At 43.5% G+C, this 15906-nt stretch carries 15 protein-coding genes and 2 pseudogenes; 16 read left to right on the forward strand and 1 reads right to left on the reverse strand.

The window, feature by feature from the left end:
- Window positions 1-15 precede the first annotated feature (15 nt).
- The 12 genes and pseudogenes from purD (at window position 16) to F7D20_RS13040 (ending at window position 10233) form a co-directional block, all read left to right on the forward strand.
- Window positions 16-1284, forward strand: coding sequence for a phosphoribosylamine--glycine ligase (purD, locus tag F7D20_RS04505; protein WP_158463021.1), 1269 nt, complete (start codon window positions 16-18; stop codon window positions 1282-1284).
- A gap of 101 nt (window positions 1285-1385) precedes the next feature.
- Window positions 1386-2333, forward strand: a complete 948-nt coding sequence (locus F7D20_RS04510) for a hypothetical protein (RefSeq protein ID WP_158463022.1) — start codon at window positions 1386-1388, stop codon at window positions 2331-2333.
- Window positions 2330-2785 carry a YqaA family protein gene (locus F7D20_RS04515; RefSeq protein ID WP_022251705.1) on the forward strand — a complete coding sequence of 152 codons (456 nt, stop codon included), beginning with the start codon at window positions 2330-2332 and terminating at the stop codon, window positions 2783-2785. The genes F7D20_RS04510 and F7D20_RS04515 overlap by 4 nt, the downstream gene beginning before the upstream one ends.
- A gap of 3 nt (window positions 2786-2788) precedes the next feature.
- On the forward strand, window positions 2789-3670 hold the full coding sequence (locus F7D20_RS04520; protein ID WP_158463023.1) for a metal ABC transporter solute-binding protein, Zn/Mn family: 882 nt from the start codon (window positions 2789-2791) through the stop codon (window positions 3668-3670).
- A 32-nt stretch (window positions 3671-3702) separates the two neighbouring features.
- A complete protein-coding gene (locus F7D20_RS04525; RefSeq protein WP_158463024.1) occupies window positions 3703-4404 on the forward strand; it encodes a metal ABC transporter ATP-binding protein in 702 nt (233 codons plus the stop codon).
- Between the two features lie 1183 nt (window positions 4405-5587).
- A pseudogene (locus tag F7D20_RS04530) lies at window positions 5588-5842 on the forward strand (helix-turn-helix domain-containing protein); the annotation flags it as partial.
- Between the two features lie 457 nt (window positions 5843-6299).
- Window positions 6300-6782, forward strand: coding sequence for an energy transducer TonB (locus F7D20_RS04535; RefSeq protein WP_117695636.1), 483 nt, complete (start codon window positions 6300-6302; stop codon window positions 6780-6782).
- Window positions 6783-7186: 404 nt separating this feature from the next.
- Window positions 7187-7327 carry a hypothetical protein gene (locus F7D20_RS04540; RefSeq protein ID WP_158463026.1) on the forward strand — a complete coding sequence of 47 codons (141 nt, stop codon included), beginning with the start codon at window positions 7187-7189 and terminating at the stop codon, window positions 7325-7327.
- Between the two features lie 5 nt (window positions 7328-7332).
- The gene (locus F7D20_RS04545; protein WP_158463027.1) at window positions 7333-7668 is read left to right on the forward strand and encodes a hypothetical protein; all 336 of its coding nucleotides are present in this window, start codon (window positions 7333-7335) and stop codon (window positions 7666-7668) included.
- 376 nt (window positions 7669-8044) lie between these two features.
- Entirely contained in the window at window positions 8045-8998 is a 954-nt protein-coding gene (locus F7D20_RS04550; protein WP_158463028.1) for a carboxypeptidase-like regulatory domain-containing protein, read from the forward strand.
- Window positions 8999-9001: 3 nt separating this feature from the next.
- Window positions 9002-9616: a radical SAM protein gene (locus F7D20_RS04555; protein ID WP_158463029.1), complete on the forward strand. Its 615-nt coding sequence runs from the start codon at window positions 9002-9004 to the stop codon at window positions 9614-9616.
- 86 nt (window positions 9617-9702) lie between these two features.
- The gene (locus F7D20_RS13040; RefSeq protein ID WP_228114099.1) at window positions 9703-10233 is read left to right on the forward strand and encodes a hypothetical protein; all 531 of its coding nucleotides are present in this window, start codon (window positions 9703-9705) and stop codon (window positions 10231-10233) included.
- Window positions 10234-10369: 136 nt separating this feature from the next.
- On the opposite strand, the gene F7D20_RS04565 is transcribed toward F7D20_RS13040, so the two are convergent.
- Window positions 10370-11518 (reverse strand): hypothetical protein, encoded by a 1149-nt coding sequence (locus F7D20_RS04565; protein WP_158463030.1) that lies wholly within the window; start codon window positions 11516-11518, stop codon window positions 10370-10372.
- Between the two features lie 409 nt (window positions 11519-11927).
- Between F7D20_RS04565 and F7D20_RS04570 the strand changes: the two genes are divergently transcribed.
- The 4 genes and pseudogenes from F7D20_RS04570 to F7D20_RS04585 all read left to right on the forward strand — a co-directional run bounded on the left by F7D20_RS04570 (window position 11928) and on the right by F7D20_RS04585 (window position 15850).
- On the forward strand, window positions 11928-12509 hold the full coding sequence (locus F7D20_RS04570) for a type IV toxin-antitoxin system AbiEi family antitoxin domain-containing protein (protein WP_022158709.1): 582 nt from the start codon (window positions 11928-11930) through the stop codon (window positions 12507-12509).
- A 1-nt stretch (window position 12510) separates the two neighbouring features.
- The gene (locus F7D20_RS04575; RefSeq protein WP_158463031.1) at window positions 12511-13377 is read left to right on the forward strand and encodes a nucleotidyl transferase AbiEii/AbiGii toxin family protein; all 867 of its coding nucleotides are present in this window, start codon (window positions 12511-12513) and stop codon (window positions 13375-13377) included.
- A 121-nt stretch (window positions 13378-13498) separates the two neighbouring features.
- Window positions 13499-13642 (forward strand): annotated as a pseudogene (locus tag F7D20_RS13045) (ORF6N domain-containing protein); the annotation flags it as partial.
- Window positions 13643-13759: 117 nt separating this feature from the next.
- Window positions 13760-15850: an outer membrane beta-barrel protein gene (locus F7D20_RS04585; RefSeq protein ID WP_158463032.1), complete on the forward strand. Its 2091-nt coding sequence runs from the start codon at window positions 13760-13762 to the stop codon at window positions 15848-15850.
- The last annotated feature ends 56 nt before the right edge of the window (window positions 15851-15906 follow it).

Below are 15906 nucleotides of genomic sequence, written 5' to 3' on the forward strand. Positions count from 1 at the left end.
AATAACTTACAGCAAATGAAAATTTTATTGTTAGGAGGCGGTGGCCGTGAGCACGCCTTAGCATGGAAAATCGCACAGAGCGAGAAAGTGGAGAAACTCTTTATCGCACCAGGCAATGCCGGTACGATGAATGTCGGTGAGAACGTAGACATCAAGGCCGACGACTTTGAGGCACTTAAGAATTTCGCCGTAGAAAAGGGTGTCGACATGGTGGTAGTAGGTCCTGAAGACCCATTGGTAAAGGGTGTGTACGATGATTTCAAGGCAGACCCACGTACCAAGAACATCCCTGTCATCGGTCCATCAAAGGCTGGTGCCGTGCTTGAGGGAAGCAAGGATTTCGCCAAGCAGTTCATGAAGCGCCACAACATCCCTACAGCCAAATACGAGACCTTCGACGGCACCACCGTCGAGGAAGGCTTGAAATTTCTCGAGACCCTGAAGGCTCCTTACGTACTGAAGGCTGACGGACTCTGTGCCGGCAAGGGTGTCCTCATCCTTCCTACCCTTGAGGAGGCCAAGAAAGAGTTCCGTGAGATGCTCGGCGGTATGTTCGGCAACGCCTCTGCCCGTGTGGTCATCGAGGAGTTCCTCAGCGGCATCGAGTGCTCGGTATTTGTACTTACCGACGGCAAGAACTACAAGATCCTGCCCGAAGCCAAAGACTACAAGCGTATCGGTGAGCACGACACAGGCCTCAACACAGGCGGTATGGGAAGCGTCACACCTGTACCTTTTGCCACCAAGGAGTGGATGCAGAAGGTTGACGAGCGTATCATCCGTCCTACCGTAGAGGGTCTTGCCGAGGAGAACATCGACTACAAGGGTTTCATCTTCTTCGGTCTGATCAATGTAGAGGGCGAACCCATGGTCATCGAGTACAACTGCCGTATGGGCGATCCAGAGACCGAGAGTGTGATGCTCCGTCTGAAGAGCGACATCGTTGACCTCTTCGAAGGTGTGGCTGAAGGCAATCTCGACGAGCGCAGCATCGAGTTCGACGAGCGTGCGGCAGTCTGCGTGATGCTCGTCAGCGGCGGTTATCCTGAGGCTTACAAGAAGGGGTACCCCATCGAGGGCATCGACCAGGTAGAAGGCTCCGTTGTGTTCCATTCCGGTACTGCTCTCAAAGACGGTCAGGTAGTAACCAATGGCGGACGTGTCATCTGCGTGAGCAGCTATGGCAAGGACAAGGAAGAGGCACTGAAGAAGAGCTTCGCCGAGGCTCAGAAGATTCAGTTCACCGACAAATACTTCCGTTCCGACATCGGCCAGGACCTTTAAGACAATGTTTAATTAGTAGTGATTAATGATGAATCAGGCCGATGTCCTGTCATTTGCCTCACAAGCAAACATGAGTCACTAATCACTAAACACTAATATAGATGTTAAGACATAAGACTTTTCAGAACAAGATAGCGGTAAGCCGCTTCTCGTTACCAGTAACAGCAACCCTTATCGCCATGATATGGGTTGCTGTAGGTTTAGTACAGGGTGACATCTGGACTGAGCTGGCGTTTGCACTCGCCTCTACCCTTCTCATGGTAGAGCTCAACAACCGCAATGCCCTGATGCGTACCTACAGCCGCATGGTGTCGTGCAGTTTCCTGACACTCCTGTCGGTCACCTCACTCCCCGAGCCGTCGCTCCATGCCAACGTGGTGACCCTCTGTTTCATTGCCTTCACCCTGCTCATCTGGAACGGCTATCAGGACCGGCAATCCACGGGCCGCACCTTCTATGCCTTCGCCTGTTTGGGCATAGCCTCGATGGAGTTTGTACAGATACTCTATTATCTGCCCATACTGTGGGCGATGATGATGTTCTTCACCAACTCCTTCAGTCTCCGCAACTTTGCAGCCTCCATCCTGGGAGTCATCATCCCCTACTGGTTTGCGGCAGGATTCTTTGTCTATACCAACAACATCGACTACCTCATCGCTCATTTTGCCAGTTTCATCGACTTCCACACGCTGTTCGACTATTCCATGATAACCGTGCATCAGTTGGTGAACCTCAGCTTCATCACCCTGCTGGCGGTCATCGGAGCAGTCCACTTCCTGCGCACCAGCTACGCCGACAAGATTCGCACCCGCATGATCTACGAGTCGTTCATCATGCTCGACATCGTCAGCTTCCTCTTCCTCGTACTCCAGCCTCAGCATGAATACGAGCTCGAGGGCATCATGATAGTCTGTACGGCACCCCTCTTCGCCCATTTCATTACCTTCACCAAGGGTAAGTTGTGCAACATCACCTTCATCACCATCCTTGTGATGGCTGTACTGCTACTGTTGTACAACCTCCTGTTTTCCCCCGTCATGCTGTTATGATAGCCTGGCTTATTTCGTTCCTGGTAGAATGGGGCTACTGGGGCATGCTCGTGGCAGCATTCCTTGCCGGCAGCTTCTTCCCCTTCAGCAGCGAGGCGGTGATGGCAGGACTGCAGGCTGCAGGTCTTGACCCCGTCCCGCTCATCATCTATGGCAGCATCGGCAATGTCCTGGGCTCAATGTTCAACTATGGTGTGGGACGTTTGGGCAAGATGGAATGGATAGAGCAATACCTGCACGTGAAGAAAGAGAGTCTCGACAAGGCTGAGCGCTTCATGGCTGGACGAGGTGCCTGGATGGGATTCTTCGCTTTTCTGCCTCTGTTGGGTAGTGCCATCACCATCGTATTGGGATTGACAAGAGCCAACATTCCTATTTCCATCCTCAGCATCACCATCGGCAAGGTGCTCAGATACATATTGTTAGTCTATGGATTGAGTTTTATTTTTTAAAGTATGAAGAGATTTATATACCTTATTATAATATGCACTCTGTTGGTGGGCTGCAAGGGCAATCAACAGAAGTCTGCCCTCGCCGAGAGCGATGGCAAGCCAATGGTAACCGTCACCATACCTCCCTACCAGTATTTCGTCGATAAGATAGCCCATGACAAGGTGGATGTCAACGTGATGGTTCCTGCCGGCGGCAATCCCGAGACTTACGAACCCACTGCCCAGCAGATGGTGGAACTCTCTAAGAGTGCCCTCTATCTCAAGGTAGGAAACATCGGTTTCGAGCAGACCTGGATGCAGAAGCTTCACGACAATGCTCCTCACATGAAGGTGGTCGACACCTCCGTGGGCATCTCACCTGCCAAGACACCCGGCGGCAATATCGACCCACATGTATGGATGAGTTGCAGCAACGCCCGAATTATCTCCGCCAACATCCTCAAGGCGCTCTGCAGTCTCGAACCCAAGCACAAGGCTTTCTTTGAGAAGAACTATCAGTCGCTGCTCCGCATCATCGACAAGAGAGACAGCACCATCAGAATGAGCTTCCTGAAGAACCCTGAGATGGTACGCAAGTTTGTGATTTACCACCCCATCCTCACCTACTTCGCCCGTGATTACAAGTTGGAACAGCTCGCCATCGAGGAGGAAGGCAGGGAACCGAGTGTCGCCCAACTCAAGAGCCTCATCGAGAGAGCCAAGAAAGAGAAGATAAAATACTGCCTCATACAGACAGAGTTTGCCAACCGCAACACGTCGGTATTCATCAAGGAGACCCACACCCATGCGATGGAGATCAACCCCTTGCAAGGCGAATGGAACATGGCGATGCAAGAAGCATCATTGGCAATACAAGGCAAGCAACTGATTGTGGCTGACAAGTAAGAGTCGCCTCAAGACTATAAACACAGAACAACATGAATCCAATCATAAAAATCGAGCACCTCGCAGCAGGCTACGAAGGCAAGGAAGTACTCCACGACGTCAACCTCACCATCTATCAGGACGACTATCTGGGTATTATCGGCCCTAATGGCGGCGGAAAGACAACCCTCATGCGTCTTATTCTCGGACTGATGAACCCCACCGAGGGAAACATCAGCTACTATAAGGACGGCAAGCCGGTGAAGGAAATCACCATGGGATACCTGCCACAATACAACGACCTCGACAAGCAGTTTCCTATCTCTGTATACGAAGTGGTGCTCTCTGGACTCAACAAGTCGAAGAGTCTCTTTGCCCGTTTCAACAAGGAACATCACCAGCTCGTAGCCGATACCTTGAATCGTATGCAGCTGTCCGACTTGAAAGACCGTCACATCGGAGCCTTGAGCGGAGGACAACTTCAGCGTGTTCTCTTGGCACGTGCCATCGTGTCAAAACCCGATGTCGTGATACTCGACGAGCCCAACACTTACATCGACCGTCGATTCCAGAAACAGATGTACGAGATGCTAGAGCAAATCAATAAGGAATGCGCCATCATCATCGTAAGCCACGACATTGCCGAAGTGCTGCACAATGTGAAGCACATCGCCTGCGTGAACCACCATCTGCACTATCACAATACTGCCGACATGCCGAAGGAAAAACTCGAGGAACATTTCCTCAAAGTATAAACTTTCAAGAGCTTCAAAGGATATTACCCAGTTCAGTTTGTAACTACTCAACACTCATATAGTCGTGAGTTGTTACTTCAATACTATACAAATTGTTTCTGTTAGTTATGATTTGTTCATTCTCTTGCAGATAAATCTCTATTCAAAGGCTTTGAATGTCCGTTCAAAGGCTCTGAATGTCCGTTCAAAGGCTTTGAATGCACGTTCAAAGGCTCTGAACGGAACTTTTGTATGTGGTTTAACGATTTTAGTTGACCACTCTAAGCATTATTTTTAACTGAAGTTTCGCAAGTTTCTCCCTACACGCCCTGAAAGGGCAGAAGCTCTTAGCCCAGGGCATCGCCCTGGGTAATTACGGCTGCAAACCTGTCGCCCTGTAAGGGCAAAAGCTTTATAAATTGCCTGGAGTTTTAAAGCTTTTGCCCTTACAGGTAGGGTGTTCAAAATCCGTTTAAAATTTGGCACGTTTTTTAGTCGAATAATCGGTTTAACTAACTGATATTTCAATAATTATCGACACGAATATTGCGCAGAACTAAAAAAAGTCACATTTTTGAATTCTTAACACGTTGATTTCGTGTGAATTAACTTGTATTTCGACGCAAAAAACGTGTCGAAAAATTGATAGATTTTGAACACCCTACCTTACAGGGCGCCTTGCTGACTGCCTTTATACCCAGGGCGTTGCCCTGGGCTAAGAGCTTCTGCCCTTTCAGGGCGTGCTGCTTATTAGAGCTCCTGACACTTCAGGGCATACTGCTTATCAGAGCTTTGACACTTCAGGGCGTGTGGAGCAAACATGCGGAAGTTCTATAATATATAAAGGTACGCGCGCGCAAAGATACGAAATGCAGACAAGGAAGATGTCGAAGAGTGTCGCAGAGTGTCGTTTATCACATGACCTAACGAAGCGCTTCGTTACACCTTAATGAAGCGCTTCGTTACACTCTAATAAAGCGCTTCGTCAGCAGCTAATAAAGCGCTTCGTTAAATCGCCATGAAGTGCTTCTTGAAATTGATTAGCGGATTATTTACCCACTTTTGTCTCGTTTTTGTCCCTCGTTGTATTACTTTGTATCGCAAGTTAAATACTTGATAATCGGTGATAAAAGAATATATTAACATCAGAAAAGAAAGGAAATAAAATGGGACGAAAAAAGAAAGAAATCCGTTTGAAGGAGCCTGTGCGCAATTGGAGCGTGATAATATCTCCTTCCGATTGCAGTCAGGAAGGAAGCGGTATATAGAGAAAGGTGGAAAACTCGGGCGCAAGGTAGGCTCTGTAAAAACGGCAGAACAGATGAAAGCCGAATATAGAAAAATAATAAGTCTGCTTCGCAAGGGATATTCCATTCGGGATGTGGCAAAGTTGTGTGGTAAAGGGGTAAGTACCGTACAACGAGTGAAGCGATTACTAAAAATACAATCATCGCAATAATACTATTGATTTTACGTTTTTTTCAAAGAAAGGGGTTGTGTGATAGCAGTTTAAAGGCTAAAAGCATTACCTTTGAATGCTGTTAAATATGGTAATGTTCAAAGTCACAATTTGTGATTTTGGAAAAATGAATATAAATATGACAGATAAAATAGAAAAAAAGGAGAGCAGCGAACTGTGTATATCACATAGGTGCATCCATTAAGGACTTAGGCAAAAAGTGTTTTGGTTTCTCCAAGATGGCAACAAAATAGTTCAAAGAGCGAATCGCCCCACTTTGGGGCTATATTTAGGCTACAGGAGGCATTTTCACGTTGCATAAACTACTCGTTCGCCAACTGGTTGCCAGAGTTAGTTAACGCCGAGGATTGCATAAAGACTTTCCAAGGCATATGTTTAATTCAAATTTAATCCACTTTTTAAAGTGGAGTCATAGATAAAATCATATAGAATAAAGATGAAAGAATTAGTGGGTATTATATTATTGACAGTTTTGGTAGTATTTGGTTCATGCAACTCCAATACTAATGTGTCTCTTGTGGGAACATCTCCGCAACTATTTGATGTATGCCAAGTAAGCACAGGTAATCCTGACTATAGAAATAAAGAGTTGTTTATAAACGAATTGAAAAGAAAATGTAAATATCCTATTGAGTTTCAAAAAAATAATTTGGAGGCATACGTTGCTATTGAGTACAAGACAGACCAACGAGGATATATTGTAAAAAAAAGAGTGGTTATTTGCGACAATAAAAAATTCAAAAAGATAACAATGGAAATATTCAATCAAGTTAAAACTCTCAAAATAGCCACAACAGAGAAAATAGATACAATCTACTTCCAATACAAGATACAAGGTTCACCAACTTTAATCCATTCAAAAGTAGATGTCAAGATTATCGGCTATGGCTACAATAATAAATCAATTTTAATGAAGTAACTCGATTTATCATAATTCACTACTGTCCAATAAAAAAGGCAATTCAAATACACGTTCTTCTTCAAGTGGGAATGGTTTTGGTTCTTTTGGAAGTGGAAGCAATAGTAGTAGTCTGAATTTTAATAGATGATTGTTTATGAAGAAACTGTTAATAATTTACTTGATTATATCATTTCTAATGGTTTTTGTTTATGCTATCTTTGTGGTAAATGCGTATGTTAGTATAAAATACGAGGTAGAAACTATAGATAATGATGCTATCATAAATATGGTTTACCAGATATTCGATACTGGTGTTACTATAAATTTTATTTGGTTTGCCATAAATACGATAATAGTTTTGGGCTTGTATATAAAGCTTCGTCGTAAGTGAAAAATAATATGATTATGCAAAAGATTGCATAATGTTAAGTATTGAACTTGGAACAGAAATCCTAAAGCAAGGAACTAAATTAAAATTATCTGGAGTCGAAAGGATTACAGATATGATAATTGAAAAGAAACAAGAAGAAGTCAAAAACGATAGTACTATTTGCAAAAAGTAATAATTATGAACTATATTTGTCTTTGGGGAATATTAGCGTCTATAACAGGAATTGCAATAATGTTTTCTGTTATTAAGCACAAAAAGTCGGTAAGTGCCATAAAAAATGGCACTTACTTGATTTTTTCAATTTTGATGATATGCTTAGGAATAACAACCATCTTATTTAAAAGATATGATAGTATTTGTGCAATATCCTTTGGTATTACATTCCTAAATATCACATACAAAGACAGGCGTAATTTTCCACCGAGTTTTACAATAAGCTATATTGATTATCTTAAAGGATATGTTGTTGGTTTTATGTCTATAATGTATGCTTTGTTTAGAATTTTTGAATAGTAAGAAGAATGGAAATATTAAAGATTTATTGAAGCGGAATTCCTCCTAATCCGCCTTTCCAGATAAAGCCTTTGTCTTGCGCCCAACCAACGTAGGACAAGGGCTTTTCCTTTGTGGGCAGCAGCCATCGGCATCATCTTCTGTTACGCATAGCTTTATCTGCACCTTTTTGGTGAAAACAACCTGAATCAAAAGAAGATCTTCTCGAACACCGTACCGACGGCACTGATGCCTTCGATACCCTCTATATCGGCTGCGAGAAGTTTCCACAGCATGATTTATACCCAATTTGCGTGGGAGGGGTGAGATAATGCAATAAAACGAGGGAATTGCCGTTTTTATGGTGTAACTTTGTGAGGTTAAATTTAGTAATATTATGGATAGGGGTAGAAAAATTTGCGATGTACTGAAAGCTGTCAGAAAAAAGATTGCTGACATGAATGGCATTGCATACGAGCCAAGAGTTTGCCACTTCAAAGGACATTGCAGTGGAACATGTCCAGCATGCGAGACTGAAAGAAAATATATAGAGTCGGAATTGTCTTTACGCAAACGCATGGGAGAGGCTGTTTGTGTTACAGGTGTTGCCATTGGAATTTTGGCGACCCCATACAATGTATATGCCCAAACTTCGTCACCGTCTGTACCTATTGGTAATGAAGTAATCGCAGCAGACTCTCTGCCAACAAGAGCACAAGTTACAATCAATGGATGTGTGAAAGAAGCTGACGGAACTCCTATTGTTGGTGTAATTATTGTTGCAGGAAACAAACGACCCGGCAGCATTACAGACATTGACGGAAACTTTTCTGTTACCTTTCCAAGGGATTCCACGCTACGATTGGAATATATTGGTTATAAAAACAAGGTCTATTCATTCAGCGAACTGGACTTGAAAGGCTTTAACACGCTTTGCCTAACGGAAGCAGACGATAATATTTTAGGAGAGGTTGTAGTTGCACCACAAAAGCCTAAAACGAAGAAGCGTCGCAAGAAAAAACAAGAAGGAAAAATGGTTGTTGAAAATAAAGATTTTGACACAGGGCCATTCTATCCTGGCGGCAACAATGCCCTGCTACATTTTGTAGAACAAAATTTATGTGTACCTGAAACTTTACAAGGAGCATATCAGCAGCGCATAAATGTTTCTTTCTATGTGTTGGGGGATGGCAGTCTTGCCGATGTTAAAGTCATAACAATTTGTCCTCAAGAGATGAAAGAGGAAGTGTTACGACTTGTTAAAGCGATGCCTAAATGGAAGCCAGCCTTAAAAGACGGCAAGCCGACATGTGCGAAAATTATGATACCAATAGATATTATGCTAAAGTAACTTATGCCACCATTAGAAGCACCATTGATAGGAATTGACCGTCACCGCTTGGCTACAGACGGTGACGGCATCACTACTCTCGTGGCATTTCATGAATGTCCACTTAGATGTGCATATTGCATAAACGCCCAATGCTTCAAAGAATCTCCAGAATGTAAGCTTACTGTTGATAAACTGATAGAACGCTTGATGCCTGACAATATTTATTTTTTGGCTACGGGTGGAGGAGTTACTTTTGGTGGTGGTGAGCCACTGCTGTACGCTGATTTTATAAGTGAGTTTACTCGAAAAATGCCAGAGGAATGGAAAATCACCATAGAATCTTCATTGAATGTACCGAACAAAAATATTTTTAAAGTTGCTCAATTTGCTGACCTTTTAGTGATTGACATCAAAGATATGGACGAGTTTATTTACAAGCAATACACAGGCAAGGACAACTCTTTTGTATTAGCCAATCTCAAATGGCTTGTAGACAATGGGTATGCAGATAAGACCATTATCAGACTTCCTCTCATAAAAAACTACAACAATAAAAGCAATCAAATCAAAAGTAGGGAAATTCTCGAAAGCATTGGCTTTTCTCGCTTTGACATCTTCCGTTATGTTATAAAATAATCTTGGTTTTTCCCCCATACAAATGCTTCCGTACTTTCGCAGTATGGAAGCATTTTCACACTTTGATTTTTCATTATATAACGAGATTGAATCTTCTAAAAAACGACCTCAAACATTTGCTTGTTAAGAAAAAAAGTATTAAATTTGGCGCATTAAAAACCATAAAATATATAACAAATGAAAAAAAACTATTTGCAACCATGTTGCTTTTTACTTGCATCTTATCTTTAACTTCATGCAGCAAAGACGATGGTGATTGGGATGCCATGAAATGGGAAAAGAACAATTATGAAGAAGCACTGACACCAAGTTTTGGCAAGGCTATTGGCGTGCCAAAGTCTGGCGGTACATATACTTTCAAATGCAAGAATTACAAGAATTTTTGGATTGAATACGTTAATGAGTCGGTGGGTGATAAAACCATTAAAAACGTTCCTTCGTATGATGACAAACCTTATTCCGAAGTTAAAGGCAGCTATACATCTTCAAAGGTGGAAGGAAATACGCTCACTGTTACATTTGCGCCAAACGAAACACAGGATGGACGTTATGTTCGTGTAGAAGTTTCCGCAGGTGATATTTCTGATAAAATCATATTTGTGCAGAAACCAGAATAAACAAATTGTCTTTTCTCACCATACAAGAGGGTGTGTCATAAGTCTGTGACGCACCCTCCTAAGAGCTTTTGGGCTTTCAGCCCGTTTCAACCGTACAGTTAGAAAACTTTCAATCTGTACAGGTCGAAATAGTTCATCATTTCTCGCGCTGTGCGAATCGGCAAGCCTCGATGAGTTTCTGCTTCAGCTTGCCACGGCCAGCCATCACAGTTTTATTTTGCTTCAACACGCTGTTAGGCCAGCCATCCTCAAAGCAGGTCACACTGAGATACTCCGAGGTCTTGGCATCTTGGTCAACTGCCTTGTCTATCTCCTTCTTAAACTCGTCGTCCAAGTCCTTGATGTCGCCATCATGATCCTTGCCGTCCTCGGTCTTCTTGCCCTTCAGTCCTTCCATGAAGGCACTCATCAGTCCGCCCATCACCTCCTTCACGGTCTCCTTTGGTATCACGCTGACCACCTCGCAGGAGATTGTGTAGTTGCCATTCTTCTCTATGCTGGCATTGATATAAGTGTCGTTGGCGTAGCTATCCTTGGTGGCATCCTTGTGCTCGTGATGCTCGCCCACGGCATATTGTCTTCCGTGGCAGGCGAAGAGCAGTTCCAGCTCCTCCAGGTAGCCCTCCACCACCTCGTCGGTGTTAGCCTGGTTGCCTATCTTCATGAAGTCAAGACCTATCGCCTTCTTCATTTCCTGCATGATGGGCATGGAGGCGATGTCCTTCATGCTCGCCTTGAAGAGAGCCTTTGCCTGCTTCTTGATTTGCGAGAGATTGGTAATCTTGGTGATGCTACCATATTCATCGGTCTCAAAGTTGATGGTGGTGCCTATCACGCTCTTGGCGGTGCGCTCCGCTATCATGGCCATCATCTTGTCCCGGAAGTTGTCGCCCACCGAATCGGCCTTTACGTCCAGGAAGGTGTAGCTCATCTTATAGCCCTTGCTGGTGGAATCGTTTACCACAAGGCGCACCTGGGTGGATACGCCGAGCGTCTTCACCGTGTCCTTGTCGTCCACCTTCCACTCATTCTCATATATCCAGTATTCGCAGGTGTCACCCTTGCAGAAGTAGGCCACCACATTCACCACCGAGTCTTCGCCAGCTGTGTCCACTTCCAACGTGTCGGAGTTGTTCGATAGCCATTGACTATCAGTGATTTTCTTGGCAATCGATACCGTGTCTTCTACCTTAGGCGACATTTCTCCGCCCTTCACGATGCCGTGGTTGGCGAGCAGTCCGCAAGCTATCATGCAGCTCATCACTATCAACGAGATTTTCTTCATAAGTTCATTTTTTATGTTGTTTATTCTTCAAGTTTTTATTTCTCGCTGCAAATTTACGATTTTTTTCATAAAAATTACGCTAAAATCTGCCGAATTGCTTAGAATGAGCGATTTATGAGTTTTTCACCTCAATGGAGGTAATGATTTAGCAACGGTTCTAATTTCTACAATTTGCATACGTTTGATTGTCAAACAACTCTTTGTCATCTTGGTGGCAAAAATACAATTTTAAATTTAGAATACTGCATTGTTGCATGTTTTTTAGAGTTTATTATCATCTCAAATATAATTAGGACTCTGGAAATATGCAAAAATGTGCGGTATTTTATGAAATTATCCGTAGAATCTTACCGTATTCTCGAAATTTATTGTATTTTTGCAGCTGTAATGACATTTAATAAGAGGTGAAATGAACAATATAGTTTGCAAAGTAGCAGCACTTGGTGGCACTATCTCCACTACTGATATATCTCATCTGTCAGAGTATAAACGACTGTTGAGAGCTAAGGAGCGTGGCGACTTGATAAAGTTGCGTCATGGCATATATGCCGTTCCCGATGCTTTGCTTAATACAATGATTGATGTGGAACGGATTGTACCTAATGGTATTGTATGCCTGTACAATGCGTGGGCTTACCATCAGCTTTCGACAACTGTTCCACCTGCTTTTTGTATAGCCATCGCCAACAAGCGGAAGGTGGTGATACCAGATACGCTTCCGATAGAGCTGTATTATTGGAAGAAGGAGAACTTGGAGTTTGGCATTATGGAAGCAGAAATATCTGGTTTTCATGTTCGCATAACCGACTTGGAGCGAAGTGTTTGTGATGCAGTGAAATACAGAAACAAATTGGGGCTGGATGTTTGTGCGGAAGTGATTCGTTCTTATTTGAGAAAGCCCAATCGCAATCTCACTCGTTTGCAGGATTACGCCCAACGCCTCAGAGTGTTTAATACATTGAAAAATTATCTTGAAATAGCTATAGAATAAGATGGGAAAGAAAAACTACGGTAAGTCTGTTAAGACCCGCTTGCTCAATCTGATGAATGAGACTGGCTATAAATATATGTATCTCTTGGCAAGATATTTCAACGAAAGGTTGCTTTACAGAGTATCTGTTAGTCAATACAAGGACAATTTTTTGCTGAAAGGTGGCTCTTTGCTTTATGCTATGAACGGACTTGAGGCACGTCCTACAGTAGATGTTGATTTCATGGCAGATAGAATTAGCCGTGATAGGGATTTCCTTGCGCATGTGTTCCAGGAAATTTTGGGCATTGTATGCGATGAGGATGGAGTATCGTTTGATGTTGACAGCATCAAGTTAGAACCTATCACCGTCGAAAAGAAATATCCTGGCACCCGATTCTATTTTACTGCCCACATGGATACCATTTCTTATAACATGTCTGTTGACATTGGCTTTGGTGATGTTGTAACTCCATATCCAACAACTATTGACTTCCCATTGCTTTTGCCTGACATTCCATCTGTGAACATACAGGCATATTCCTTGGAGACTGTTGTTGCCGAGAAATTCCATACGATGATAGACCGAGATGTGCTCAACAGTCGCATGAAAGATTTCTTCGACTGTTACCAACTCCTGACAAAGAGAGACTTGTCTGATGACACATTATATAATGCGATTAAGGCTACTTTCGATAATAGAGGGCTTACATACAATCCCGAATTGCAGTTGTTTACAGAAAGTTTTGCGACAGACGCAGCACGTATAGTTCGCTGGAAAGCATTTCTGAAAAAGATTCAATGGAAAGAAACTCTTGATTTCAAGACTGTTATGGAAGTAATAAAGGAAAGGTTGCAGCCTATGGCTAAAAAATATTGGAAAAAGTAGTTTACCCTTTTATCATTCTTTCGTCTTTGAATATAAAGAACACTAAAAATAGCAGATTATGATAGACAGAGACTTGGCTGAACTTTACGGAGTGGAAACTAAGGTGTAAAATCAAGCTGTTAAACGTAATATGGAGAGATTTCCTGAACGTTTCCGTTTTCAACTAACTAAGGAGGAAATGGCTGAACTGGTCGCAAATTGCGACCGGTTCAATAGTTTGAAGCACTCAACAGTTCGTTCATATGCTTTTACTGCGAATTGGTAGAAAGAATCAACAAAGGGTAATACACTACTATAATACGTATAGCAGAACATTCTCGTTTGTGGATTGTTTTTCGTACTTTTGAATAACATAGAAAAAGATAACTTAAAAAGATAAAATATGGCCAACAAGATATTTCTTTTAGGATTATTTTTGCTTTCTGGTGCTAACGTGAAAGCTCAAACTCGGACGCAAACGGATTCGCTCACAATGGAGACAATGTTGCACAATCTTCCAGAAGTGATGGTAAAAGGTTCTCGCCCCATTGTCAAGGCAGAGCGGGGTATGCTGTCGTACAATATGCCGCTACTCTTAAAACAATTGCCTGCCGACAACGCTTACGAGGCATTGACACGCATACCTGGTGTCAGCGATGCCACAGGCAGCATATCGTTCTCTGGCAATGAAGTAACGTTGATTATCAACGGACAAGCCACAACGTTGACACAGGAACAGCTGACAGAGCGTCTGAAGGCAATGCCAGCCGCACAGTTGTCAAAAGCCGAGGTGATGCTGTCCGTCCCTGCTCGCTATCATGTGCGTGGCATGGCTATCAACATCGTCACGAAAGACTACGCCGGTACCAATCAGCTTTCGGGACAAATCATTGGTGGCATGCGGCAAAACAAATACGCCAATGAGTTTGGTAATTTATATCTTTCCTTGCAAAGAGACAAGTTTGGACTTGACGCACAATATAAATATGTAAACGGCAATTCCTACGGTGAGTCTTCACGCATAGCCAATCATCCACTTGGCAACAATCGTATACACTATAATGATGAAACCGGGCAGAAGTCGTTTGGCATTACACACGACTACCGACTTGGGATGAATTACACCTTTAGCAAGAACAATCGTCTTGACGTAGCCTATACGGGACAATGGGACAAGACAAACTCAAACAGCCGCACGACAGGTTCAAGCATCAGTGGAATGCATCGTGACAGTCATGAATATCTGCACAATGTGGATGTTAACTACGCGCTTCCTTTCGGACTAACCCTTAGCGGTTCGTACACTTACTATCGCACGCCTCAGCAACAAGCCCTCGATGGTACGATAACTACGGAAAACAAAAATGAAACTGAACGCAACCTGACAAGCGGCAGCGAGCAGACCATCAACAAATGGATGTTCACAGCCGACCAAACCCATTCTTTGTCACATGGCTGGGGAGTGTCGTATGGTGTGAAAGGGCAATTCACAAGCAACAAGAGTTATCAGACCACAATAGACAAGGATGGGAGCGTTTTGCCCGATGGGACAAGCAGCGTGGACCTCAACGAGCGTATATGGAACATATATGCAGGTTTCAGCAAGCAGATAAACAAGGCTATTAGTCTTGAAGCATCTGTTGCTGCCGAGCAATATCACTCTCCCATATGGGATAAATGGCGCGTATATCCTACGCTCAATGCTTTGTGGAACGTCAACGACAACCATTTGCTCAATCTATCATTCAGTTCCAACTCTGAGTTCCCGAGCTATTGGTCAACCATGAGCAACGTGTTCTACTCGTCCACCTACACCGAGATACATGGCAATCCCGATTTGAAACCCTTCTCTTATTATAATGTCAATCTGATGTGGCAGATAAAGCGATGTTATACGCTTATGGCTTTTGCAAGTCTGAAGCCCGATTATTCCGTGCAGCTACCCTACCAGACCACCGACCGCATGGCGGTGATAATGAAGGAAACCAATTTCAACTATTCAAACAGCTTCGGGCTACAAGCCTCTGCCATCTTCAATGCAGGCCAATGGCTCAACGGCAACGTGTTTGTCATGGGAACCTACAAGCACGACAAGAGCGACCATTTCTTTGACCTGCCTTTCGACCGCAAGAAGCTGTCTGTCGTCCTTGGAGGCACCGCATCCGTAAAACTCTGTAGCACGCAGGATCTCCGTCTCATCCTTAATCCGTTCTATCAGACAAAGGCTATACAAGGTGTCTACGACATAAGTCCTATCTTTAGTATGGATGCCAAACTGCAATGGTCGTCGCATGATGGAAGATGGGGATTGCGCCTTAATGGCAGCAACATCTTCAACAATAAATACGATACCCGTTCCGTGCAAGGCAACCAAGACTACCGCATGAAGATCAACTACAACTGGGCATCTGTCACCTTCGCAGTTATCTATAAGTTTGGTGGCTACAAGGAGAAGACGGTCAAGGAGGTAGATACCTCGCGCATGGGACACTGAGGATGGTATAACTTTTAGCATGAAAATATAGAAATAAAAAGTGCATCTCCAAGAAG

Source organism: Segatella copri (assembly GCF_009495355.1).
In the GTDB taxonomy this organism is placed as follows: Bacteria; Bacteroidota; Bacteroidia; order Bacteroidales; family Bacteroidaceae; genus Prevotella.